The organism is Bacillus fungorum (genome assembly GCF_002746455.1).
Taxonomy (GTDB): domain Bacteria; phylum Bacillota; class Bacilli; order Bacillales; family Bacillaceae_G; genus Bacillus_A; species Bacillus_A fungorum.
Window position 1 is genome coordinate 1 of the sequence record NZ_NWUW01000039.1, and the last position, 23,525, is coordinate 23,525.

Annotated in this window: 26 protein-coding genes and 1 pseudogene; 7 read left to right on the plus strand and 20 right to left on the minus strand. The window is 34.7% G+C overall.

Annotation, left to right across the window (positions count from 1 at the left end):
* Positions 1–184: pseudogene (locus CO726_RS27765) on the minus strand (sigma factor); the annotation flags it as partial.
* Positions 185–429: 245 nt separating this feature from the next.
* On the opposite strand from CO726_RS27765, the gene CO726_RS27775 reads away from it, so the two are divergent.
* The 3 genes from CO726_RS27775 (at position 430) to CO726_RS27785 (ending at position 2,604) form a co-directional block, all read left to right on the plus strand.
* Positions 430–1,020: a site-specific integrase gene (locus CO726_RS27775; protein ID WP_099686436.1), complete on the plus strand. Its 591-nt coding sequence runs from the start codon at positions 430–432 to the stop codon at positions 1,018–1,020.
* A gap of 68 nt (positions 1,021–1,088) precedes the next feature.
* The gene (locus tag CO726_RS27780) at positions 1,089–1,403 is read left to right on the plus strand and encodes a thioredoxin family protein (protein ID WP_099686413.1); all 315 of its coding nucleotides are present in this window, start codon (positions 1,089–1,091) and stop codon (positions 1,401–1,403) included.
* A gap of 319 nt (positions 1,404–1,722) precedes the next feature.
* A complete protein-coding gene (locus CO726_RS27785; protein ID WP_136699886.1) occupies positions 1,723–2,604 on the plus strand; it encodes a cation diffusion facilitator family transporter in 882 nt (293 codons plus the stop codon).
* Here the strand turns inward: CO726_RS27785 and CO726_RS27790 are convergent.
* The 5 genes from CO726_RS27790 to CO726_RS27810 form a co-directional block, all read right to left on the minus strand.
* The gene (locus CO726_RS27790) at positions 2,594–3,229 is read right to left on the minus strand and encodes a phosphatase PAP2 family protein (RefSeq protein ID WP_136699887.1); all 636 of its coding nucleotides are present in this window, start codon (positions 3,227–3,229) and stop codon (positions 2,594–2,596) included. The genes CO726_RS27785 and CO726_RS27790 overlap by 11 nt on opposite strands.
* A 77-nt stretch (positions 3,230–3,306) precedes the next feature.
* Positions 3,307–4,062, minus strand: coding sequence for a sporulation protein (locus CO726_RS27795; protein ID WP_099686415.1), 756 nt, complete (start codon positions 4,060–4,062; stop codon positions 3,307–3,309).
* On the minus strand, positions 4,044–4,865 hold the full coding sequence (locus tag CO726_RS27800; RefSeq protein ID WP_099686416.1) for a serine/threonine protein kinase: 822 nt from the start codon (positions 4,863–4,865) through the stop codon (positions 4,044–4,046). Before CO726_RS27800 ends, CO726_RS27795 begins: the two co-directional genes overlap by 19 nt.
* Positions 4,865–5,047 carry a hypothetical protein gene (locus CO726_RS31580; protein ID WP_016088012.1) on the minus strand — a complete coding sequence of 61 codons (183 nt, stop codon included), beginning with the start codon at positions 5,045–5,047 and terminating at the stop codon, positions 4,865–4,867. Before CO726_RS31580 ends, CO726_RS27800 begins: the two co-directional genes overlap by 1 nt.
* A 110-nt stretch (positions 5,048–5,157) precedes the next feature.
* Positions 5,158–5,337, minus strand: a complete 180-nt coding sequence (locus tag CO726_RS27810) for a YozD family protein (protein WP_000658451.1) — start codon at positions 5,335–5,337, stop codon at positions 5,158–5,160.
* Positions 5,338–5,487: 150 nt separating this feature from the next.
* Between CO726_RS27810 and CO726_RS27815 the strand changes: the two genes are divergently transcribed.
* Positions 5,488–5,655: a DUF3930 family protein gene (locus CO726_RS27815; protein ID WP_000456535.1), complete on the plus strand. Its 168-nt coding sequence runs from the start codon at positions 5,488–5,490 to the stop codon at positions 5,653–5,655.
* Between the two features lie 4 nt (positions 5,656–5,659).
* On the opposite strand, the gene CO726_RS27820 is transcribed toward CO726_RS27815, so the two are convergent.
* From CO726_RS27820 to CO726_RS27865, 10 genes are all read right to left on the minus strand, one after another.
* Entirely contained in the window at positions 5,660–6,322 is a 663-nt protein-coding gene (locus tag CO726_RS27820) for a hypothetical protein (RefSeq protein ID WP_000101496.1), read from the minus strand.
* A gap of 189 nt (positions 6,323–6,511) precedes the next feature.
* Positions 6,512–6,727 (minus strand): YozE family protein, encoded by a 216-nt coding sequence (locus tag CO726_RS27825; protein WP_001972299.1) that lies wholly within the window; start codon positions 6,725–6,727, stop codon positions 6,512–6,514.
* Positions 6,728–6,799: 72 nt separating this feature from the next.
* Positions 6,800–7,072 carry a YokU family protein gene (locus CO726_RS27830; RefSeq protein ID WP_000995764.1) on the minus strand — a complete coding sequence of 91 codons (273 nt, stop codon included), beginning with the start codon at positions 7,070–7,072 and terminating at the stop codon, positions 6,800–6,802.
* A complete protein-coding gene (gene kamA, locus CO726_RS27835; protein WP_099686418.1) occupies positions 7,069–8,490 on the minus strand; it encodes a lysine 2,3-aminomutase in 1,422 nt (473 codons plus the stop codon). The genes CO726_RS27830 and kamA overlap by 4 nt, the downstream gene beginning before the upstream one ends.
* 209 nt (positions 8,491–8,699) lie before the next feature.
* The gene (rocR, locus tag CO726_RS27840; RefSeq protein ID WP_099686419.1) at positions 8,700–10,085 is read right to left on the minus strand and encodes an arginine utilization transcriptional regulator RocR; all 1,386 of its coding nucleotides are present in this window, start codon (positions 10,083–10,085) and stop codon (positions 8,700–8,702) included.
* 99 nt (positions 10,086–10,184) lie between these two features.
* Entirely contained in the window at positions 10,185–11,030 is an 846-nt protein-coding gene (ablB, locus tag CO726_RS27845; RefSeq protein WP_099686420.1) for a putative beta-lysine N-acetyltransferase, read from the minus strand.
* Entirely contained in the window at positions 11,027–12,295 is a 1,269-nt protein-coding gene (locus tag CO726_RS27850) for a peptidase (RefSeq protein WP_099686421.1), read from the minus strand. The genes ablB and CO726_RS27850 overlap by 4 nt, the downstream gene beginning before the upstream one ends.
* 15 nt (positions 12,296–12,310) lie before the next feature.
* Positions 12,311–12,973, minus strand: a complete 663-nt coding sequence (locus tag CO726_RS27855) for a CoA transferase subunit B (RefSeq protein ID WP_099686422.1) — start codon at positions 12,971–12,973, stop codon at positions 12,311–12,313.
* Entirely contained in the window at positions 12,958–13,656 is a 699-nt protein-coding gene (gene atoD / locus CO726_RS27860) for an acetate CoA-transferase subunit alpha (RefSeq protein WP_099686423.1), read from the minus strand. Before atoD ends, CO726_RS27855 begins: the two co-directional genes overlap by 16 nt.
* Positions 13,653–14,963, minus strand: a complete 1,311-nt coding sequence (locus CO726_RS27865; protein ID WP_099686424.1) for an aspartate aminotransferase family protein — start codon at positions 14,961–14,963, stop codon at positions 13,653–13,655. Before CO726_RS27865 ends, atoD begins: the two co-directional genes overlap by 4 nt.
* A gap of 989 nt (positions 14,964–15,952) precedes the next feature.
* On the opposite strand from CO726_RS27865, the gene CO726_RS27875 reads away from it, so the two are divergent.
* Positions 15,953–16,702, plus strand: coding sequence for a DUF4397 domain-containing protein (locus CO726_RS27875; protein WP_099686426.1), 750 nt, complete (start codon positions 15,953–15,955; stop codon positions 16,700–16,702).
* A gap of 33 nt (positions 16,703–16,735) precedes the next feature.
* On the opposite strand, the gene CO726_RS27880 is transcribed toward CO726_RS27875, so the two are convergent.
* On the minus strand, positions 16,736–17,869 hold the full coding sequence (locus CO726_RS27880; RefSeq protein ID WP_098759226.1) for a BA2291 family sporulation histidine kinase: 1,134 nt from the start codon (positions 17,867–17,869) through the stop codon (positions 16,736–16,738).
* A 232-nt stretch (positions 17,870–18,101) separates the two neighbouring features.
* Between CO726_RS27880 and CO726_RS27885 the strand changes: the two genes are divergently transcribed.
* The gene (locus CO726_RS27885) at positions 18,102–18,494 is read left to right on the plus strand and encodes a YueI family protein (RefSeq protein WP_000247570.1); all 393 of its coding nucleotides are present in this window, start codon (positions 18,102–18,104) and stop codon (positions 18,492–18,494) included.
* A 120-nt stretch (positions 18,495–18,614) separates the two neighbouring features.
* On the opposite strand, the gene CO726_RS27890 is transcribed toward CO726_RS27885, so the two are convergent.
* Together CO726_RS27890 and CO726_RS27895 are read right to left on the minus strand one after the other, a co-directional pair.
* Positions 18,615–20,039 (minus strand): aldehyde dehydrogenase family protein, encoded by a 1,425-nt coding sequence (locus CO726_RS27890; protein ID WP_099686427.1) that lies wholly within the window; start codon positions 20,037–20,039, stop codon positions 18,615–18,617.
* A gap of 132 nt (positions 20,040–20,171) precedes the next feature.
* A complete protein-coding gene (locus tag CO726_RS27895) occupies positions 20,172–21,527 on the minus strand; it encodes a hemolysin family protein (protein ID WP_098759229.1) in 1,356 nt (451 codons plus the stop codon).
* A 354-nt stretch (positions 21,528–21,881) separates the two neighbouring features.
* Between CO726_RS27895 and racA the strand changes: the two genes are divergently transcribed.
* Positions 21,882–22,424 carry a chromosome-anchoring protein RacA gene (gene racA, locus CO726_RS27900; protein WP_099686428.1) on the plus strand — a complete coding sequence of 181 codons (543 nt, stop codon included), beginning with the start codon at positions 21,882–21,884 and terminating at the stop codon, positions 22,422–22,424.
* A 91-nt stretch (positions 22,425–22,515) separates the two neighbouring features.
* Here racA and CO726_RS27905 read toward each other — a convergent pair whose 3' ends face one another.
* A complete protein-coding gene (locus CO726_RS27905) occupies positions 22,516–23,112 on the minus strand; it encodes a hypothetical protein (RefSeq protein ID WP_087956354.1) in 597 nt (198 codons plus the stop codon).
* Positions 23,113–23,525 lie beyond the last annotated feature (413 nt).

Sequence of the window (23,525 nt, forward strand, 5' to 3'; positions counted from 1 at the left end):
TTCTCGCTTTCAGTAAACCAATCATGCCGTATTGGATTAAATCATCTATTTCTAATCCCGTATTACTTTTTATCATTTCCTCGTTTGAACTGTATTTTTTCCAAACGAAATTATAAACTAGCTTTTTGTATTTCTTCACAAATTCATCATCCGACATCCCCTTCCCATCAACAACCTCAGCCATTCGCTCCACTCCTTTTGATTTCTCTCATATCAGTTGGCCCGTTCCATTTCCCTTCACGTTCCCACTTCTTCTTGAGCTTTCCAACGTAAGTAAAGCTACGATCATACATGATGCTAATTTCTTTATCTGGTATGCTTTTTTGTTTAAATCCCTTACAATTTTAGGAGTTAATCCGATTGGCACTCTCTTTCTCGGTCCACCGTTCTTTTTCGGCTGTGTATCCAAGTATCTACCCAACTGGCGTAATTCTTCTTTTTTTAGAGAACGCAAAAGAAAGCCGTTATTATATTGCTTACCTTCTTGCAATTACATGCGGAATGCGTAAAGGCGAAATCTTAGGGCTTCAATGGAAGGATATTGATTTTGAGAGAAGAACGTTATCAGTTAACCGTTCCCTCTCTCATATTACTAAAGAATTTCATGAACCTAAAACATCATCAGGAAAAAGATTAATTGTTCTGCCTGAAATCACTTTACTAGCTCTTCAAGAACATCTTCAGAAGATAAATGAAGAAAAAGAACGGTATGGTGATGGATATAATAATTTTGATTTAGTTTGCCCAACCTATAATGGTAACCCCTGCAATTTCAGAAGTTTGACACAGCTCTGGAAAAAGCTTATAAAGAAATGTGGGGTTCCTGATATTCGTTTCCACGATCTAAGACATACCCATGCAACATTAATGTTGAAACAGGGTATTCATCCGAAAATTGTAAGTGAACGATTAGGACATAAAAAAGTAGGTATCACATTGGACACCTACTCACATGTCGTACCAGGCCTACAAGAAAAAGCAGTTGAAGATTTTGCAAACAATCTGTTTCAAAAACACTAATGTTTGCAATTACGGATTTTGCATAAAAATACTAGCTTATCCGTGTGACATTGAGAGGAGTCAAAAACATGAGAGAAATCAAGTCTGACAAGGAATTCAAAGACATCATCGCAAGCGAGGAGCCAGTAGTTGTTAAGTTCTTTACTACATGGTGCCCTGATTGCGTGCGTATGGACAACTTTATCGAAGATGTAATGGAAGAGTTTAATAAGTTTGAATGGTATTCTATTAATAAAGATGAGTTCCCAAGTATCGCTGAAGAGTATCAAGTTATGGGTATTCCAAGTTTACTTGTATATCAAAATGGCGAGAAGCTAGGCCACTTACATAGTGCTAACGCAAAAACTGAAGAGCAAGTTACTGAGTTTTTAGAAGCATATTAAGATGAAAACCCTCTGAAAAATATTTTCTAGAGGGTTTTTATTTTTTCAAAATCATCTTTCAAAAGTTTAGTATACAGATTCCTCATAATACGTGTACATATTTACACTCCCTTCTCCTATCCCCTCCGTTATACATAAATCCAAATCGCGTTCATACCCTAACTTTGCACTTTACAACATATTTTTCCTTCACGAAACTTTGTTATCCCCTTCTTAAAAAGCTATAAAACGTCAACAATGTTTGTATAGACCCACACGACTTTCGTTTGATACTCTATTTATAGAAAGAAATTCCTTTAAAGAAAGGTGAGTGATTAAAATGGATACTCTTTCTCATAAAGAAGCTGATAAAGGTGCTATTGTCAGCATTTTGGCCTACATATTTTTATCCTCTATGAAAATCATCATCAGTTATATTACCCTCTCTAGCGCATTACGTGCTGACGGTTTAAATAACTTAACGGATATCGGTGCTTCTTTAGCGATATTAATTGGTCTAAAAATCTCTCGAAAACCTCGTGACCCCGATCATCCATATGGGCATTCGCGTGCAGAACAAATTGCATCACTTGTTGCTTCTTTTATTATGGCAACCGTCGGATTAGAAGTTGTTATTAGTGCCATTCAATCTTTTTTAAATCCGAAACAAGCAGCGCCTAATGTACTCGCTGCATGGGTTGCTTTATTTTCTGCTGTCGTTATGTACTGCGTGTATTTGTATACGAAAAAAATTGCAGCACGAACAAAAAGTAAATCATTAGAAGCCGCTGCAAAGGATAATTTATCAGATGCACTCGTAAGTATTGGTACTGTAGTAGGTATTGTCGGTTCTCAGTTCCAAATGCCTATTTTAGACCCTATTGCCGCTTTAATTGTTGGTCTTATTATTTGTAAAACTGCATGGGAGATTTTCGTAGAATCTTCTCATATGCTAACAGATGGAATTGATCCTGATAAAATGGAAGAATACGCTGATGCGATTGAGCATATTGGCGGTGTGGAAAACATTGTTGATATTAGAGCACGTATGTACGGGAATCAAACGTACGTTGATATTACAATCGAGGTAGATGCTCGTATGGATGTTGGAGAAAGTCACTGTATTACTGACAACATCGAGGCAATGCTTCGGAAAAAGTTTGGCATTTATCATGCGCACATTCATGTTGAACCAATGGAAAAAGAACCTATTATGACATAGGTTCTTTTTTAATGAACGTTTTATGAAATATAACACATAAAACGAGCCAGCTACCGCCAGCTGCCCATCCTGCTAATATGTCAGATGGATAGTGAACGCCAAGATATATTCGGCTAACTGAAATAGATAATACAACAAAGCTTGCTATAAAAATAATCAGCAATTTTTTATGCAATGTAATACGCTCTTCTGTAATCGTGACGTATGCAATAAATCCTAAAAAAGCAGTAGCATTCATCGTATGACCGCTCGGAAAACTATATCCAGTTGCAGTAACAAGCTGCGTTACATCAGGTCTTGCTCGTTCGTACCATAGTTTAAGCATACTGTTTAAATAACGAGATCCATAATAATTAATTGTTAGAAGTAATGCACTAAGCAACTTTTTTCTAACGAGAAAATACATTACAAGAATAATGAGCAACGGAAAATATATTCTTTTGGAACCGATAAAAGACACCCAAGTAAAGTAGGCTGTCAAATAATCGTTTCGAAAACTTTGAATAAAATGCGCGACTATATTGTCAAATTTCTCAATACAAGCGGTATGATACGAAAGTGATAATACGACAAAGCAAATGAGTAGCGTTGAACTTAAAAAGTATAAATGTCGATATCGTTTCACATACATAACCTCACTATGCAAAAAAATGGAGCGGTTGTTTTAGTTTTCCTCTCCATTTCTTTTTTATGCATAGTTTATTAAAAAATATAATTGTTAATTTTTTCTTTCATCGTTGGAATATCTTCATTCGTTACTGTAAAGCGAATCACTTTCTCGTCAAGATCAAGCGCTTCCGCAAATAAACCTGCTAATCCACGAGATTTTCTGTCTACTTCCATAATAATCTCTAGGCGATCGTAAGTGCTTGGCAAAATTAATAATTCTAGTTCGTCTAATTTCCCATAATACTGTCCGGAAACAGGAACAAACTCAAATTCTTGTGCGAATGGAACTTGCTTACGTAATCGATACGGTAATTCTTCACATTCTATATGACGCGCTTTAAAACCTAATTGATTTACACTATCTAACACACTATTTAATAGTGCATTTGGCAACACTTGAATGTAATCACGATCACTTGGGTCTATACTACGTTTAATATCAAGGCCTGTATGTACCCAAACTGTTTTCATTCCAAGTGTAAGCGGCGTTTCAACTGGCATTTTAAATGAAAATGAAATTTCTTTTTTTTCATTTGGCTCAACAGAAAAAGGTTCTGTTAAACGAACTCGCTCTAAATCATATGTTGTTGTTACTTTTTTATCATCCACTTCTCGTATATACGATGTTGATAACGTTAAGTAAATGCTTTCAATTTGTTGGCTAACTGAACCACCATTTATATGAACCTTCCCTAGTATCTCTTCTCCAACAATATACTCATCTTTTTCAAGAACTGTATCTACTTTTGCATTACCAATACCAACGCTTGCTAAAAACTTTTGAAACATGGAACCTCCATCCTTTCTAAAGCAAAAGCTACATCTTTTTTTAAATCTTGTACATTCTCATAGTACGGCGTTTTTATTTGTAACATCCGCATAAGCAGTTCACGGTTATAACTTTCCAAAGTTAATTCGTCATACCATGGTTTTTCATGTTTTTCATTAGATTCATAGCCTGCATATAATAAAAATAACGAGAAATGACCAAGCGCATAAAAGTCGCTACGAAAGTGAACTTCTCGCATCAATGCTTGTTCACCTTCATAAGTTGTAGCGCGTTCATCACTCTCATCTGTCAATTTAGCCAATCCAAAATCAATAATACTAATTTGGTTTTCTTTCATTAATATATTCGGAATACGTAAATCTCGGTGAATAATACCTTTACTATGAAAAACCGATACAATTTCTAATATTTCGTATAAAATTTTTAAAACTTCACGTTCTGTATACACATGCCCATCTAAGAAAATATAATCTTCGAAATTTTTACCAGGCATATATTTCATCACAAAAAAGCTTTTCTTCTCCCATACGAAATAATCATATAAACTAGGAATTGCATGATGATTTAATATTTGTAAAATCATTTTCTCTTGTTCAAATGATTTTCTCCCAGACTCATATCTTTGTTTACTTTGTCTTAATTGTTTTAAGACTTTATATCTATTTATTTGTAAATCATTAACGACATATGTAACCCCATAACTGCCCATTCCAATTACTGATTCAATTTTATAACGTTCTGCAACGATTGTATTTTTTCGCAGTGGTCTATCAAATAAAGCTAGTATACGACGCCATTTCATCAGCTACTTGAAAAGAAGCTACGGCTTTTACGTTTTCTTTTATAATGCTGATGCCCATAACCAGATGAACGTCGTTTATAATCGCTACTTGAATAAGAGCGACCTCTATGACGATAATCACTACTAGAATACGAACGATATTTTTTCTTTCCTAATAAAGAGTCAATAATTTTTTTGAACATCCCTTCACCTCTTGAGTAAAGTTTTCTTTTAATTATACCAACTATTACCGACTTTATTTGTGACAAGTTTGTAAAGAGTAAAAAACGACGAGTTAAGCCCGTCGTTACTTTCACTCATCCTCTTCATCAAACACTTCATCAATCATACATTTCTCTAATAAATACTCGAATGTAATATCTGCGAGATCTTCTATTTCTTCTCGTTTTGGGACGTATCCTCTTTCAATTAGTTGCTCATAAAAAAACTCCGCAATCTCTTCCGTATCAATTACGACCTCAATTTCCTTCATGAGCATCACTCCTTTATTTCTGTTTTATGAAAAAATCTCAAAATTATGTATATGAGATTAGAAAAATAGTTTTTCTTTTTTTATAGGTCATATCCTTTGGACGAGGTGCATACGATGATAGTACAAGCTATCAAAAAGGGGGAAATAATTATGGAATACCAATATGAGGTAGAACAAGAAGTAGGGCAAACAAAAGAAGAGTTCATGCATGAAGATCAATGGGCAGACTCTCTTATTAAATGGCTTTTTATTTTTTTAATAATTGTAGGCATACCTTATACTGCATATGTTGTTGTTCAATTCATTCTCTCTTTCTAGTTAACTATTTTTTCTCTGTCAATTTAACTAAATAATTATGAACAACATCCATAACAATTTTGTATTCTTCATCTTTAAATGTATCAAATAACAATTGATAATCGTTATAAATATCAAGTAATCCATCAATGATTTCTTGACGATTTGTCTTAACACTCACTTTTTTTGAGTTGTTAATTGACTTTAATTTTCCTAAATCTAATTTATTCATACCAGCTTTATCTTGTTTCATTTTCTTCAAAATTGCATTTGCCGTTTGAGCATTGGCAAGTAACGTTAAATCTGATTCATCCGCTTCTAACCATTCACCATCCGTAATTCGTGACAATTCATATATTGTATCTTCCCATGCGTCATTCTTATATCTCCATACTTCTGTACGAAAACCAACAATCCGAAACACATCTTTATCATATCCTGTTACTTGCACGAGATCACCAAATGTGAAATTATAATTTAATTCAATCCACTCTGTTTCACCTTTTTTCATATCTTGCTCTGAAACGTGCTGCAATGTTTGCTCTACATAAAATCCATCGTGATTATTGACTTCGTATACGTAAACTCCATCTAAAACCTTCATATTTGTGATTTTCCCAACGGTTCCATATAGCGTAATCACGACTATGTCCCCTACGTTGTATTTAGGTTGTTTTTTCCTTGCCATCTATATCTCTCCTTTTTTTGACGTCGTGATTTTGATAACAGTATATGCAACCTACATAAAAACGCTTATCACAGAAGCTTATATTCATAAATTTTTTCAATAAAAAATATCACCATATAAAAATTTATTTACAACGTAAAAAAGCTAGCAAATAGACTAGCTTCACGTAAAAGAAATTTCAAATAGTTTTTATCTATCTTGTATGTATAAATCCCACGCTTCATCAAATATAGACATACTTGCTAGCATTCCACTTAATTCTAAGTATGAACTAATTTCATCATAATCTTCAGATTGCTTCGGAAAACTTAAATCATCATACATTGCCTCTGCTAAATTCGATATTTCATTACTAAATAAAGCTGCACGATGCTTCATCATATAATGGTAAAATGTCTTTTTCAAAAATATTCCCTACCTTTCTAACTTGGATACATTATACAAGGCAAAAAAGAAAAAAACCAGCATAAAAGCTGGTTAAAAGTCGAAATAATTCCTTTTTAGTAGTCTTGGTCTTCCCATTAATTCTTCATATGTTAGTTGTTTTGGTAAATCTTTCGTATAAATTAAAAACAATTGATCTTCTATTTCTTTCACTGTTTGATCTGATTGATAGTCCATACCACATGAGGAACAAGAAATACATGGTGTCTCTTGGATTTCAATGGCTTTCGTACCATCTGGTAATTCCCAATATACAGTATTTAAGCTTTCTTTCGCTTCTGTACTGTCACACCACATACAATTCATACTGCATCACCCTCAGTTTTTTTGTCGTTTTCTTCTAATTTAGCCATTTGTGCTTGATATTTTTTATCTTTCAATTGGTCGCGCTTATCACGTTTATCTTTTAATGATGCATGAGTGTCATTATCTTCATAGTCTTTACGACGGTTCATACGCTGTAAATCGTCTGGAACAAGGTTAAATTTCTTATCACTCATAAGGCCTGCAATACCAACATCTGAACGTTTTTCTTCATAGTTCGGGTAGATTTCTTTAAAGTACCCTTCTGCTCTTCCTGGAATATAGCTCTCTGGCTCTGGATACGTTGTAATAACACCTTCAAAGTTACGAAGCACAACTTTATCTGCACTTTGTGAAATTAAATAGTTTGGCTGAAGCGCAATTTTTCCGCCTCCTCCTGGGGCATCAACAACGAATGTTGGAACTGCATAACCAGACGTATGTCCGCGTAAACCTTCGATAATTTCAAGACCTTTAGATACTGGTGCACGGAAATGACCAATACCTTCAGATAAGTCACATTGATAAATATAGTATGGACGTACACGGATTTTTACTAAGTCATGCATAAGTTTTTTCATAATTGGCACGCTGTCGTTAATACCAGCTAAAATTACTGCTTGATTTCCAACTGGAACACCAGCATTCGCTAGCATTTCACATGCCTTTTTCGATTCTTCAGTAATTTCAATAGATGTATTGAAATGCGTATTTAACCATACTGGATGGTATTTTTTAATAATGTTACATAAGTTTTCTGTAATACGCTGCGGGAATACTACCGGCGCTCTCGTTCCGATACGAATAATCTCAACATGCGGAATCTCTCGTAAATTTTTTAATACATATTCTAAAATTTTATCGTTAATTAGAAGACCGTCACCACCAGAGATTAATACATCTCGTACTTGTGGTGTTTCACGAATGTAAGCAATTGCATCATCCAATTGTTTCTTCGGCACACCCATTCCAATTTGTCCACTAAAACGACGACGTGTACAGTAACGACAATACATAGAACATTGATTCGTTACTAAGAATAATACGCGGTCAGGATAACGATGTGTTAACCCTGGAACTGGTGAATCTTCATCTTCATGAAGTGGATCTTCTAAATCATATTTTGTTTTATATAACTCTTCCGAGATCGGTACAGATTGCATCCGAATCGGACAGCGTGGGTCATCAGGATTCATTAACCAAGCATAGTACGGTGTAATATTTAACGGGATCGTTTTCGTTGAAATTTTAACGCCCTCTTCTTCTTCAGGTGTTAAGTTAATTACTTTCTTTAAGTCATCTAACGTTTTGATCGTATTCGTTAATTGCCAAACCCAATCATTCCATTGTTCTTCAGTAACATCCTTCCACAACTCGATATCCTTCCAGTGACGATTTGGTTTGTATACATCATGTAACATTGCTATTCCCCCTTTTTATACGCTCACCCTTTATATAAGCAATAGTTATGCCAACTTTACTTTATTGATAAGTAAATGTACGGAGAACCCTACTACATAAGCGAAAAAATTTTTTAAGCACTGTATGAGATCCATACATACTATCATATTCATTACTTTTTATATATGTAAACGCTCTTTTATTGGTGCAAACACACAAAAACCGCCAATTATTCGGCGGTTTTGTCGTACTTACTCAGTTTATATTGAAGCGTTTGACGAGGGATACCTAACATTTTTGCAGCTTGTAATATATTCCCTTCCGTTTCAATTAACGCTTGATCTATTAATTCCTTTTCCGTTTGATATAGTGCTTCTCTAAGTGGTAATATCCCCTTCTTCTTTGGAAGGTTCTCTTTCCGAAATGTACGAGGTAAACAATTGGCTGTTAATGTATTCCCTTCTGCAATAATCACTGCATGTTCAATCGTATGTTTTAGCTCCCGAACATTTCCAGGCCATTGGTAACCTTGTAGTCTTTCTTTCGCTTCCTTATCCATTTGAAGTACACCTTTTTTATAACTTTTATTATATTCGTTTAAAAAATAAGATGCTAATAATAATACATCCTCAGTTCTTTCACGTAGCGGCGGAATATATAAAGAAAAGACATTTAATCGATAATATAAATCAGTGCGAATTTTATTCTCTCTTAAACATACTTCTGGTGGCTGATTCATTGCAGTAATAACGCGAACATCCACTTTTCTCGTCTTATTATCACCAATTCGACGAATAACGCCATCCTCTAATACACGTAGCATTTTCGCTTGTAAATCGAGTGGCATTGAATTCAGTTCATCTAAAAATAATGTCCCTCCATCTACAAGTTCAAATAATCCCGCTCGTTCAATTGCCCCAGTATAACTACCTTTCGTCGTTCCAAACAATAAACTTTCTAATAGCGACTCTGGCAAAGCGGCACAGTTTTGTGCAATAAACGGCTTGTTCTTCCGTTTAGAAGCTTCATGAATCGCTTGTACAAATAACTCTTTCCCTGTTCCTGTTTCCCCATATATTAAAACATTCGCATCAGTTGGGGCTACTTTTTGTGCTAATTCTTTCGTCTGTTTAAACCGAACATCATTCGTCACGATCGTCTCAAATGCAACATGCTTTTTGATTGCTTTTTTTCTAGATGACCGCTTTATTTTCGACTGTAAATCGACTATTGTGTCCGTAAGTTTTTGTACTGTGGAATAATCCTTTGCAATTTCAACAGCTCCAGCAATATTTCCATCTATCAAAATAGGCAACGTCGTATTTACTGTACAAATGTCTTCCCCATTTAAATTTTGATAATGCTGAACTTGATGAACGATTGGTTTTTTTGTATCTAACACTTTCATCAATGTACTTGTTTCCCTAGATAAAGAAGGGAACGCTTCTAACAAATGTTTACCTAACACTTTTTCCATTTTTGATCCATCGTGTTTTGCAGCTACAGTATTATAGAAAATTGTAATACCATTTTCATCTACTGCGTGTATAGCCTCATCAATACTGCCCAAAATCGCTTCAATGACTTCTTGTGTCGAAACTGCTAGCAATGTCATCCCCCCTCTTGCCGAAAATCCAGCAAACACTATGCCGAATTTTCGGCATACCTATGTGCGATTATAAGCATGACGATTCCGTTCTATTTTTATTAGGTACTATTTAGACAAATCTTTCACCCATATATTCATATCTTCTAACTTATCGAAAATGTAGCAATTGTTTGCTAATCTTCCTGTATACGTATAACCTAACTGATGAAAGGCCGCATTCATTCCGAAAGAAAGCGATCGAGCAATTGTATAAGAACAGAAAATCGATTTTTCTTGCAGTTCTTCTTCTAACTTAATTAATAAGCTTTTCATAAACCCATGTTTACGATATTCAGGTAAAGTAGCACAATTCGTTAATTCTGCATTTCCTTCTTTTATATTCATTTCTGCAGATGCTGTACTAATTATTTTCCCCTCAAATTCATACACATAGTAAATTGTATCGTCTTCCTTCATCGTTTGTTTTACATAACTCGCTTCATTTAAAGGAGTTGGATACACTTCAAATACTTTTCCAAAGACAACTGCTAATTCTTCCGCATCCTCTTCTGTCGCTTTTCTTAATAGAAATTTCTCTGGAGCTATTTTTTCCTTTACTTCTTTTGCTTTTACACCGCTTAAAATGGTATCTTCCTCAGCCCAATGAATACTATTTCGTCTTTCATCATTATTAAACTTCACGAAGAAGTATGCATCGTGACCTTGAAAATAATGTGGTATTGTTGCTTCCAATAAAAAACCGAAAGAGAGCCATGTTGAAACATGCTCTCCCTTTCCTTTAATAATACATTTAGTGAAAGAATGTTTCTCTGCTAATTCGTCAATTGTTTGGATAATCCTCTCAATATTTCCTGTGTAGTGGTCTACTCGAATACGTTTATTAAAATAGTCTAAAACGCCTGCTACTGTATAGCCATTCGTCTGTTCTTTAAAAGATTCATAGTATTTCATTTTTTCACCTCACACCAATCTAGTAATGTACATGCAATAATTTTTGCGGCAGCTATCATTTTATCAACTTCTATATATTCGTTTGGATAATGTGCTACTTTCGTCTCACCTGGGCCAAATACTATCGTTGGTACACCTGAGATTTGTGTAAATAAACCTCCATCTGTTCCCCATGGAGATGCTTCAATAATAGGTTCGTTCCCTTCAATTTCAACAAAGTTATGCCCGAGTGTTGTAATTAACTCATGATTTTCTTCTAATTCACCAGGAACCCATCTCGCTCCAAACCATTCTACTTCTACAGGATTTTCAACAAACCATTTGTCCACATCATTTAATTCAGCGATCCAATTCTCAAACTCTTCTTTTGCTGCCTCTATAGTCTCATTCGGCGCAATACCGCATCTTCCTTCTAAAATTAAAGAATCAGGAACAGAACTTGGCCAGCTCCCCCCTTCAATTTTCCCAATATTAATTGGAATTGGAATGGGTATTCCTTTAAATAACGGATCTGTAATTCTGTCATTTCTCTTCTCTTCCAGTTTTCTCAAATGATCTACAACAGACATACTTTTTTCAATCGCACTTACTCCTTCATAACGCGTTCCACCGTGTGCTGCTTTCCCTTTCACATGTAGGCGAAACCACATGGACCCTTGTTGTTTCGGAAAAAACTTCATATTTGTTGGTTCTGGAATAATGACACCATCCGCTTTATATCCTCGTAATATAGTCGCTAATGTGCCTGCCCCGCCGCTTTCTTCTTCAATTACACTTTGAAAATAGATATCTCCTTTTAATTCAATTCTAGATTCAATAATTGCTTCCATTGCAAGCATAAGTGCGACATTGCCGCCCTTCATATCTGTCGTTCCACGACCATATATACGATTTCCTATTTTCTCACCACTATAAGGATGATGATCCCACTGATTCACATCTCCTTCTGGAACTACATCAATATGTCCATTTAATATCATGGATTTCCCTTCGCCACTTCCTTTTAAAGTCGCTACAATGTTCGGGCTATCTGAAAAACTTGTACGTGGTGATACAAAATAAGGATGATCTTTCATTTTTGAAAATGAAGGCTCCCAAATATCAAGATCTAAACCTAGCTCACGTAATTTTTCAATCACAATTGCCTGCGCACCACTTTCATCACCAGATACGCTCTTTTCTTGAATCAAACGTTTTAAAAATTTTACGCTTTCCTCTTCATGACTCTCAATATAATCACAAACTTGTTTTTTTAATTGCTCCATATATTACATCTCCCCTCATTCAATTACTAGTAAGTTAGAGCCAATTTTAAAATCAGCTTCCGTATGTTTTTTTATATCTTCCACTGTGTATGGGCTCATCAATTCTTGTAAAACAAGTCCACCCTGCGTCACTTCCATTACTGCCATATCCGTAATAATTAAATCTACACATTTCTTTGAAGTTAACGGTAATGTACACTCCGAAACAATTTTTGCATTTCCGTATTTGTCGACATGATTCATCACAACAACGACTCGCTTCGCTTTTTGTGCCAAATCCATTGCTCCCCCAATACCTGGAACACGTTTTCCTGGAACAATCCAGTTTGCTAAATCACCATTCGCACTTACTTGTAATGAACCAAGAATCGTTATGTCTAGTAAACCTTTTCGAATCATCCCAAACGCTGTGCAACTATCAAAATAACTTGCTCCTGTAATAAGAGAAGTTGGCAAACCTGCTGCGTTACATAAATTTTCGTCTTCATTTCCTTTTCTTGGTGTAGGTCCCATACCTACAATTCCATTTTCCGCATGAAACATAACGTTTATATCGTCAGGCAAATGATTCGGTACAAGCGATGGTATACCAATACCTAAATTTACAATCATTCCATTTTGTATTTCTTTCGCCGCACGTCTAGCAATTTTATCTCTCACTTCTACGCCCATACCCATTTCCAATTCACTCCTTCCGACGGTACGATATAATTTACAAATACTCCTGGGACAACAATTTCTTCTGGATCTAAACTTCCAAGTGGAACGATTTCCTCTGCTTCTACAATCGTTATATCCCCAGCCATAGCTACGTGAGGGTTCATGTTACGAGCGCTCTTATCAAACACAAGGTTACCGAACGGATCCGCTTTTTTCGCATATACAATCGCAACCTCAGCAGTTAATGCTGTTTCAACTAAATATGTCTTGCCATTCATTTCAACTGTACGTTTTCCCTCTTCTACAATCGTATCAACACCCACATCAACTAATACGCCACCAAGTCCTACACCACCAGCGCGAATACGCTCTGCTAATGTTCCTTGAGGAGAAAATTCAATTTGTAACCTTCCTTCGTTTAGCTGTCTTCCTGCATTTGGATTTGAACCAATATGAGAAGTAATTAATGATTTTACTCTTTCATTCGTAACGAGACGACCGATTCCTACATCAGGAAATCCCGTATCATTTCCAATTAAATTTAAATTTGTAACTCCTTTTTCTAAAATCGCCTGTATTAAAGATGGAGGGGATCCAATCCCCCCAAATCCCCCAAACATTAATGTCATATCATCGTGAAACAAAGCAATTACTTCCTCTATCTCTTTTAATTTACTGAATGTATTCGTAATAGTTGTCATGCGATACTATGCCCTCCTTTTTGCATCATTTCTTCTACACTTTTTGCAAAAATTGAAAGTAATTCATCTAACTCGGAATATGTAGTTGTCATTGGCGGTGCCACAAGCAGTGCACTATCTTCTTTTCCTGCTTGCCCTGAAACAGCTTGGTATAAAAGAAGACCATTTTTAGCTGCAACCGAAATAAGTTCCGACGCTTTCGAAAACGGTTGCAATTCTACTCCAATCAGCAATCCTTTTCCGCGCACATCAGCAATGATTGTCGATTGTTGCTGAACTTTCTGTAGTCCCTTTATTAAATACTCTCCCTTTTCCGCTGTTTTTTCAGGTAGATTATGTTTCTCCATATATTCAATAACAGCTAGAGCTGTTGCTGCAGATAATGGATTTGCACTTAACGTATGCCCACTCATAACAGAACGTGACCCTCGTAAAATCGGCTCCATAACACGGTCACTTACAACCGTCGCTGCCATCGGTGTGTATCCAGCTCCTAAACCTTTACCAAGAGTCATAATATCCGGTTCTACACCCCAATGCTCCATCGCAAACCATGCACCAGTACGACCAAGCCCAGTCATTACTTCATCGGCAATAAATAAAATATCGTAATGACTACAAATATCTTTAATAACTTTATAATATTCTTTCGGGGGGACGACTGCGCCTCCAGCTGCTCCAATAATCGGTTCAGCAATAAAAGCTGCAATATGTTCAGCTCCAATTCTTTCAATTGACCTTTCTAGTTCAGTCGCACAAGCAAGTTGACAAGTTGGATATACTTTTTGCACCGGACATCTAAAACAATATGGAGCTGGAATAGTTGGATAATCTTCTAAAATTGATACGAAACGTTGTCTACGGAGTGGATGCCCAGACATCGATAATGCTCCCATCGTAATGCCGTGATAACTCATCCATCGAGACAAAATTTTATGCTTTCCTTGAATACCCTGCTCTTGAAAATGCTGAATTGCAATTTTCATAGCTGTTTCATTTGCTTCCGTACCACTATTTACAAAAAAGCTCCAGTTCAAATCTCCTACACTTAAATCGCTTAATTTCTTCGCTAATTTTTCAGCTGGTTCACTCGTAAACTGTGATCTATAAACGAAAGCAATCTCCTCTGCTTGCTTTTTGATAACGTCCGCAATCTCCTTTACGCCATGCCCAATACCTGCCGTAATTGCCCCTGACGAGCCATCAAAATATTTATTTCCGTTTTGATCATACAAATACACACCTTTTCCATGTGAAATCATTGGATACGGCTGACCAACAAGTGGTTTAATTAAGTAATCGCGCATAGCGCTCCCCCATTTCTCCAATTTGTATATATATATGAAGAAAATTGACGTTTCTTTCATAAAAAAGAACCCTCTGCGAAAGCAGTGAATTTATCAAAAAACTATTATAAAATATACAAATGAGTGCTAAATATTATTTTAAAAACAGAAAATTCAGAACTTAATTTGAAGACCAACCCTTATCTATACGCTCAAATAACCCTCCCTTATATAAAATTAACGCTTCACTAAATATTTTTCTAACATAATGCCAGCCTCGCTCAATTGCCGACATTGTGTAAACTTCGACGAAACTCCCTTTAAACTCCTTCCTATTCCCCTACTTTATATTGCATATTTTCAAACAAATATCGACAATTAATCCTACTAAATGCATAGCAATTTTTTTAAAGAAACCCATATTTCACATATATTCCCCTCCGTTTTATGCAATAAAAAAAGAACCGATTAACCACATTAATCAGTTCGGCACGACGCTCTTTTATCGGTTAATACCGTCACTTACTAACGTAAATAGAAACAATAGCATTACAAATTCAAAATTCATCCTACAGCCTACAGCACAAAATCGTCCATAACTCCATTCACAATTCTTTGCAGGATATCCCCATCCCAAGATTTCATTCCTTTCCTCAATTTCAAACTACCTTTCCTTTATAATTTATGTAGGACAATTATCACTTTGTATGTGTATTTGCCCATAATTAAAAAAAACCTAGTTTCCTAAGGATTTTGGGACATGTTTTCGATATGTCACTTGTTACGCTCTTACAGTTTTTTATTTCGAAATACATACAGTGGTAGCCCTTATGGATGATATATCGTTGTATCCTCTAGAAAATTATTACTCTCGTTCGCCTAAACTACACTTATCTAAAAAAATACTTATTATTAATTTCAATTTCTCTCCTCTAAAAAAAACAAATTTTTTCGCATAACCTCTTTCTTGCTAAGCATATAGTTTTAATGATGACAAAGGAGGAATGTTCATGTCTCAATCTGAAATCGAAAAATATGGACAAGAAGCTGCACGTTACGAACAACTCGCTCGTTACTATCAATTTCATAATCCGAAAAAATATGTAGAACTTTATATGAAATATTATGATGCACTTACGAAACTTGTACAGGCATATGAAAAAAGAGATTCACAAGAAGCCGCTTTACCGTCACACATAAGGTTTTTTCACTCTGCTTCAAATACACCTGCGGTTGACATTTTAGTAAACGGGCAAAAGGTTATTAAAAATATTTCGTTTAAACAATTTAGTCCCTATTTAACATTAGTACAAGGTAAATACCGTATAGATATTGTTCCTGTCGGAAATGAAACTCCCATCTATTCAGCTTTAGTACCAATAATGGGAAATCACACTTATACTTTTGCCGCAATAAATAGTGATAATCATCTACAATTACAACCGATGCTTGATAATACACATTTACCAGCTGGTCAAGCAAAAATACGCTTTGCGCATTTTTCTCCAGATACTCCTGTTGTAAATGTAGATTTAAAAGGCGGGGATCATCTATTTGAAAATGTACTTTTTAAACAAATAACTGATTTTTTAGAAGTTAGCCCTGGTACAGCAGATATTGAAGTTTCACTCGCAGATAATCCAAGTGTCTTGCTAACTATACCGAATTTCAAAGTCGAACCGAACATTATTTATACAATTTCAATTGTAGGTTATTCAACAAAAGATCCTAAATTAGTAGCCGTTATACTTACGAATTAAAACAATCTACACCATTCACTTGGTGTAGACTATTTATTTTTGAAATGCAATTTGAAATTCTGTCCAATCGTTATCTGAACGACACATGATGGACCCATTATGTTTTTCTACAATTTGTTTACATACAAATAACCCAATACCAGTTCCTAATTTTTTAGTAGTTACAAATGGTTCAAAAATCGTTTCTACATTTTCAGCTGGAATCATTGGCCCATTATTTTTTATCACAATTCGAATCGATTGATCTTCTTCAAATACATCAATCATAATTTTTCGTTCTTCTTTCATTGATTCAAGAGCGTCAATTGAGTTCATTAATATATTCAGAAATACTTGTCTCACTTCACTCCGATAACCCACAAGTGGAATTGGATACGGCAATTTTTTTTCAATCGAAACATTTGCATTGACCAAACTCGGATATAAGAACTGTATAATATCTTGAAATAAGTCATTGAGCCAAAATCGTTCAGATTCATTCCACATTTCTTTTTTCGATACGAGTAAAAATTGTGAAATACGAAAATTTAATTGGTCTAATTCATGCGAAATAATATCTAAATACGATAAACTAGGATGATCAGCTTTTAATAATTTGACAAATCCCATAATGGACGTAAGTGGGTTACGAAATTCATGTACAAAACTAGCTGACATTTGTCCTAAAATCGTCAGCCTTTCTTTATGTGTCTCATTAATATATTGCTGTTTTTCCTCTAAATTTTTTGATATAATTTCCGAATATTTTAAAACAGTATAATAAATTAATTTGTCAAAACAAGTATGTATTTGGGCCATAATTGGTTTCAATTCACGTGCGCTAACATCTAATTCACACATCGCTTCGAAAAGCTCATTTCTGCCCACATTTGCATTATAAACAAAATCACCTATATTCGCATCTGCTCCTGCACGTTCAATAGCAATTTTCTCGCATAATGGCTGAAGATAATTTATATCTTTTTCTTCCATAGTAAGTTCGATAATTAACTCTAATAAATCCTCTCCATTTTGAACTGCTTCTAGTTTAAATGGATCTTTATCGGAAATTATCATTTTGTTTTTCCAGTTCTCAACGAATTGGTGCCTGTTGTTTTTCAAGTGCGAACAAAATACTTCTTTAATATCCTTATCGATTGGAAAAACCCCCATTCCCTCCATTTCCATGCGACGAACACCCTTTATATTTTGAATATTAACACAAAAACCACGATTCGTTAATAGATTATTGTCACATTTTGTTAATATGTGTTGATAAAATTTTTATGACTTTATTAATTGTTTAGATTGATACATTTCATTTTCCTTCCTTTCATTCAAAGTTTTTTACATTCGATGCGACTTTTTTTGCATCCTGCTTCATTCTTTCGTACAATAGAAAATGAAAGGTGTGAAAAATATGGTAAATAAAAATGTGGAAGATTATCTCCAAGAAGGCATTTACGGCCAAAAGCAGAACAAACCAGAAGAACGTAATATGTATTTAACTACATTACGTGAGCGTGTAGAAATCGCTTTAACTATCGGTCAAGTAATGCAAAGTAATGTATATTCTGAAGTAGCTAGTAGCATGCGCTCTTCTCAATCATTACAAATATTCCTAAATGGTGGCATTGCTTACCCACATTTATCAAAATACATTAAATTAGCAAATGAAAAAAATGTTCCTTTTACAATTGTTCAAAATAAAGGCATAGAAACACCAATCGGTTTAGTATTATCTCATAGCACTGCTGTTGACAAAGAACAAATTTATGTAGAAGATGCTATTTTCAAACAAGAAATGAAGTAAAAAGTACACTTGATTAAATGAAATCGTTCCGAGAAACGTAAAACAAACAATAAAAAGCGAGTATGGAATCGTAAACATTTCCTACTCGTTTTTTATTGTGATATTTAAGTTCTATTTACTTTATTTTTTAATACATACTAATTTCATTTCTGTCATTTCTTCTATTGCATATTTAATCCCTTCACGCCCTGTGCCACTTTCTTTCACACCACCATAAGGCATATGATCTACCCTGAACGTTGGAATATCATTGATCATGACACCACCAACTTCTAGTTCATCAATTGCACGCATTGCTTTAAACAAATTATTTGTAAATATGCCTGCTTGTAGACCGTAACGTGAATGATTTACTTGCTCTATTGCCTCATCAAATTCTTTAAATGTATTTACTGTCATGAGTGGACCAAATACCTCTTGGCACTGTACAGATACATACTCTGGAACATTTGTTAATATAGTTGGTTCAAAAATCCTTGCATCATGTTTTTTACCACCGTATAAGACAACTGCACCTTCCTTAATAGCTTCTTGCACCCACATTTCAATTCGCTCTACATCTTTTTTCGAAATTAAAGCTGATACATCCGTTTCCTCAAGCAGTGGATCACCAACAACAACTGTTTCCATCGCTTTCTTTAGCTTTGAAAGAAATTCATCCATTCTCTTTTCTTGTACAAAAACACGTTGTACTGAAATGCAAACTTGTCCATTATTAACAAATGCTCCCCATTTTACTCGTTCAATTAATTCATCTGTTAACTCTACATCTTCATCAATAATAACAGCAGCATTTGATCCTAACTCTAACGTAACTCTCTTTAGCCCAGCCTTTGCCTTAATTCCGATTCCAACTTTCGGACTTCCCGTAAAAGTAATGGAAGCGACATCATCATTTGTAACTAGCGCCTCACCTACAGTTGAACCAGGACCAGAAATAATATTTAAAGCTCCTTTTGGCAATCCTGCCTCTTCAAATAGTTCAACTAATGCGTAAGACGATAATGGCGTTTGATCAGCTGGTTTTAACACAACTGTATTTCCGGCAGCAATTGCAGGGCCGACTTTATGTGCCACTAAATTTAATGGAAAATTAAATGGTGTAATAGCTCCTATAACCCCAATCGGTTTTCGTATTGTGTATGCAATACGCCCGTCTGCACCAGGTGCTGCATCAAGTGGCAATGTCTCGCCGTATATACGCTTCGCTTCTTCCGCTGCAAATTTGTATGTCTGAACGGTACGATCTACTTCCCCCCTCGCAGCACGAATTGGTTTTGCAGCCTCTTGTGCAATAATCTCTGCAAATTCTTCTCTTCTTTCATCCATTTTTTGTGCAACCTTCTCTAAAATAGTCGCACGATCATATGCAGATAATGTATTCATTTTTTTCATTGCATTTTTTGCAGCAGTAACAGCCTCTTTAACATCTTCTTCCGTTCCTTGCGCAATTTCCGCTAATGTTTCTTCAGAATATGGTGCGTATAATGGTTTATACGTGTTTACAGACTTCCAATCTCCATTTATATATAAATGCTTTTTCATAATTCTTCCCCTTTCAAATATATGTATACAATAATACTTCACCTAGTGAAAGGTCTGACTTATGTCATTGTAACATAGCCCTTATTCTGTCAAAAACATTATGCTCAAAAAAACTCTGCCATCTAGCAGAGTCTACGAACTAATTTGTTCTTGTAATGAAATTTGTTTTTCATCTTCTAAAATAACAATTGATTCTACAGTTTTTGTAACTTCTAGTCTCTTTATATAGTGTCCATCTAATTCTTTCACGCAAAACTTATAATTTTCGATTTCAATGAAATCCTCTTCAGCAATTTCTATATTCTTCGTTAAAATCCATCCACCTATTGTATCAACACCATTATCATCAATCGTTAAACCTAATAACGTATTTACTTCACTAACAAGTACTTTTCCCTCTAGTATCGTTTTCGTTTCACTAACTTGTTGAATTTCTGGCTGTTCATCTGTATCAAACTCATCTTGAATATCTCCAACTATTTCTTCTAAAATGTCTTCAACAGTAACAAGTCCAGACGTACCACCATATTCATCTATCAATATAGCAATATGTGTTCTTTCTTTTTGCATTTTTAAAAATAAGTCGTGTATTGGGATAGAGTCGATAACTAAAATAATTGGTCTAATATATTGCTCTACTTTCTTATTACTAACCGCCCTTTGCTGCACAAAATCTGTAAAAATATCTTTAAAGTTTACAAAGCCTATTACGTGATCTTTGTCGCCATCAACAACTGGATATCTCGTATATTTTTCTCGAGACATTTTTTGCAATGCTTCTTCAGCAGGCATTTCTTTACTTATAATATGCATCTCAGTTCTGGGTACCATAATCTCTTTTGCTATACGATCATCAAATTCAAAGATCTTATTTACATATTTATATTCAGACTGATTAATCTCTCCATTTTTGTAACTTTCTGAAACTAACAACCGTAATTCTTCTTCTGAATGAACCTCATCGTGCCCTTTCGATGATTTCAGCCCTAGCAATTTCGTAATAATTCGAGCTGATCCATTTAGAATCCAAATAAATGGAAACGCCATACGATAAAAGAAAATTAGCGGTTTAGCAACAAATAAACTCACTTGTTCAGCTTTTTGAATCGCGAATGTCTTGGGGGCCAATTCCCCTATTACAACGTGTAAAAATGTAATAAGCAAAAACACTAAAATTACAGCAAAAATGTCTGCTAGTTGAGTAGAAATATTCAAACTTACAAAAAACGTGTCAAACATTTGCTTTAATGCAGGTTTACCAAACCATCCAATCCCTAGTGCAGTAACTGTTATTCCTAGCTGACAAGCAGATAAATATTCGTCTAAGTTTGTAATGACTGTTTTGACAGATATTGCGTGATTATTTCCTTCTGCAATTAAATAGTCAATTCGTGAACCTCTCACTTTAACAATTGCAAATTCTGCTGCAACGAAAAATGCCGTTAAGGCAATTAAAACAATCACTATACTTATACTATATATGTCCAAATACTTTTCCTTACTTACATTGTAAGCAAGGAAGCCACCTCCTACTTAATTTTATTCAAGTGAAGTAAGCATTCTAATACTCTAACAAAATTCTACATTAGTAACCACCTTTTTATATATTATATGCATACATAAAAAAGATATTTATCATTATGATAATCTAATTCATTTCACACAGTCAAATTATTCTAAATCTTAAGATAAAATATTTTTATATACACGATATATTCTTCACAGCTTCATTTCGTGAAAAAACACTTTCTTTGCCGATTCCACACTTCTTTTGTCACACTAGAAGGGAACTTCCTTCATAGATCGAAATCATTCAACAGGATATATATAGGAGGGATTATTTTGGAATATAAAACACCATTTATCGCAAAAAAACTAGGTGTTAGCCCAAAGGCTGTTGTCCGGATTGCACAACAATTAAATCTTACGATAGAAAAAAATAAATATGGTCACTTTATTTTTACACAAGATGATTTAGATCAAATGTTAGAATACCATCTTTCACAAATAGAGCAGCCTCAAAACTCTCACCCTACTCAAAAAACATCATCAAATGATGTTGAAGAATTAAAAACTCAAGTAAACACAATTATTCAAAATATATCATCGCATGATTTTGAGCAATTAACAGCTCAATTAAATACCATTACAAGAAGGCTAGATCGAATGGAAGAACAAATGCAAGACAAGGCGAATGATGTTGTTACATACCAACTTTTACAACATCGCCATGAAATGGAGGAAATGTTAGAGCGAATTCAAAAGCTAGAAACTGCCCTTAAGAAAGAAGAACCAATATATATTACTCCCGATACAAAACCAACACATGAACGTGAAAAGAAACCGAAGCGTCGTAAAATGATTTTTAGTATATTTGGATTATAAATTTTAGACCCTTATTAAAATAATAAGGGTCTTTTTTCATGAAGAATGATTTCATTTGAAATTAGTATTCTCTTTATTATACATATTCATTTTATTTTGTTAACATAATATTTTTACTGTATTCTGCGATTAATGCCTGTGCATGAGCATTTCCTTGAATCACATCACGAAATTCTTTTAAAGAATACAAATGCGTAGCACCTTTTCTGGCATGAATTCGTACTGGTACACCTTGTAAAGTATCATGAAACTGAAATGGCTTATCTATCGGTTCAATTGGGAAACCGAGTGTTAATAAATACATATACATTCTTTTTGTAACTGCTGCAATATACCATTCTGCTTTCGTTTCTAATGCATGCATAAATAAAATAGCGGTTAGTCTTTTGAAGTGTCCTCTCCCACGAGACGTTTTCGCAATACTTAACTTGCCTATTTCATACACATTTTTCAAATCTTTCACTAAATCATTTTTAGAAAACGGATAGAAAAACTCAGAATTTGATTGTTCAGGTACCGTATACTTAATACATTCTACTGTACCAATATGATGTTCATCTTCTATTAATAAAAATCGTGATGGATTTAAATTACGTTCTACGAACATTAAGTTTCTTTCTTCACAAAAATCTCCCCATAGTTGCTCGAACCAAAAATGTTCTTCCTTTGTTTGAACACGCTGGAACATATATACCCGCCTTTCCCATCGCCGCTCTGTTTTTTTGGTAACGCTTTCACTATCTATCATATAAGAACAAACCTTCGTATGCAACTAAAAATATTTATGACTTATTATATTCTGCAAAATGAATTAAATTCCACCTTATTCGTCTTTTATCCCGCTATTTTCCGGGCAATAAGGCTCCATCTGAAGCAAAGAAGTTAGTTGGGAGATCAAACTGTCCGTAAACGCCCGATTGGTAAGGGCTGATAATTAGCGGGCGGCGCCCCCACTGATTAAAAGTTTCACTTTATCCATCATGTACCGTTCTTCTTATAACATATTTATATTACTTTCAAATTCAATTCGTATGAAGCTTCCTTCCATACTGCATATAATTCTGCTTAATCTAAAGAAATCCTTTATGAAAAAGGATTTCT

Bases quoted from the DNA above. Each gene is read 5' to 3' on its own strand.
- CO726_RS27780 (WP_099686413.1), top strand. From the start codon at position 1,089: ATGAGAGAAATCAAGTCTGACAAGGAATTCAAAGACATCATCGCAAGC.
- CO726_RS27785 (WP_136699886.1), top strand. From the start codon at position 1,723: ATGGATACTCTTTCTCATAAAGAAGCTGATAAAGGTGCTATTGTCAGC.
- CO726_RS27795 (WP_099686415.1), bottom strand. From the start codon at position 4,062: ATGTTTCAAAAGTTTTTAGCAAGCGTTGGTATTGGTAATGCAAAAGTA.
- CO726_RS27800 (WP_099686416.1), bottom strand. From the start codon at position 4,865: ATGAAATGGCGTCGTATACTAGCTTTATTTGATAGACCACTGCGAAAA.
- CO726_RS31580 (WP_016088012.1), bottom strand. From the start codon at position 5,047: ATGTTCAAAAAAATTATTGACTCTTTATTAGGAAAGAAAAAATATCGT.
- CO726_RS27810 (WP_000658451.1), bottom strand. From the start codon at position 5,337: ATGAAGGAAATTGAGGTCGTAATTGATACGGAAGAGATTGCGGAGTTT.
- CO726_RS27815 (WP_000456535.1), top strand. From the start codon at position 5,488: ATGGAATACCAATATGAGGTAGAACAAGAAGTAGGGCAAACAAAAGAA.
- CO726_RS27820 (WP_000101496.1), bottom strand. From the start codon at position 6,322: ATGGCAAGGAAAAAACAACCTAAATACAACGTAGGGGACATAGTCGTG.
- CO726_RS27830 (WP_000995764.1), bottom strand. From the start codon at position 7,072: ATGAATTGTATGTGGTGTGACAGTACAGAAGCGAAAGAAAGCTTAAAT.
- kamA (WP_099686418.1), bottom strand. From the start codon at position 8,490: ATGTTACATGATGTATACAAACCAAATCGTCACTGGAAGGATATCGAG.
- rocR (WP_099686419.1), bottom strand. From the start codon at position 10,085: ATGACATTGCTAGCAGTTTCGACACAAGAAGTCATTGAAGCGATTTTG.
- ablB (WP_099686420.1), bottom strand. From the start codon at position 11,030: ATGAAATACTATGAATCTTTTAAAGAACAGACGAATGGCTATACAGTA.
- CO726_RS27850 (WP_099686421.1), bottom strand. From the start codon at position 12,295: ATGGAGCAATTAAAAAAACAAGTTTGTGATTATATTGAGAGTCATGAA.
- CO726_RS27855 (WP_099686422.1), bottom strand. From the start codon at position 12,973: ATGGGTATGGGCGTAGAAGTGAGAGATAAAATTGCTAGACGTGCGGCG.
- atoD (WP_099686423.1), bottom strand. From the start codon at position 13,656: ATGACAACTATTACGAATACATTCAGTAAATTAAAAGAGATAGAGGAA.
- CO726_RS27865 (WP_099686424.1), bottom strand. From the start codon at position 14,963: ATGCGCGATTACTTAATTAAACCACTTGTTGGTCAGCCGTATCCAATG.
- CO726_RS27875 (WP_099686426.1), top strand. From the start codon at position 15,953: ATGTCTCAATCTGAAATCGAAAAATATGGACAAGAAGCTGCACGTTAC.
- CO726_RS27880 (WP_098759226.1), bottom strand. From the start codon at position 17,869: ATGGAAATGGAGGGAATGGGGGTTTTTCCAATCGATAAGGATATTAAA.
- CO726_RS27885 (WP_000247570.1), top strand. From the start codon at position 18,102: ATGGTAAATAAAAATGTGGAAGATTATCTCCAAGAAGGCATTTACGGC.
- CO726_RS27890 (WP_099686427.1), bottom strand. From the start codon at position 20,039: ATGAAAAAGCATTTATATATAAATGGAGATTGGAAGTCTGTAAACACG.
- CO726_RS27905 (WP_087956354.1), bottom strand. From the start codon at position 23,112: ATGTTCCAGCGTGTTCAAACAAAGGAAGAACATTTTTGGTTCGAGCAA.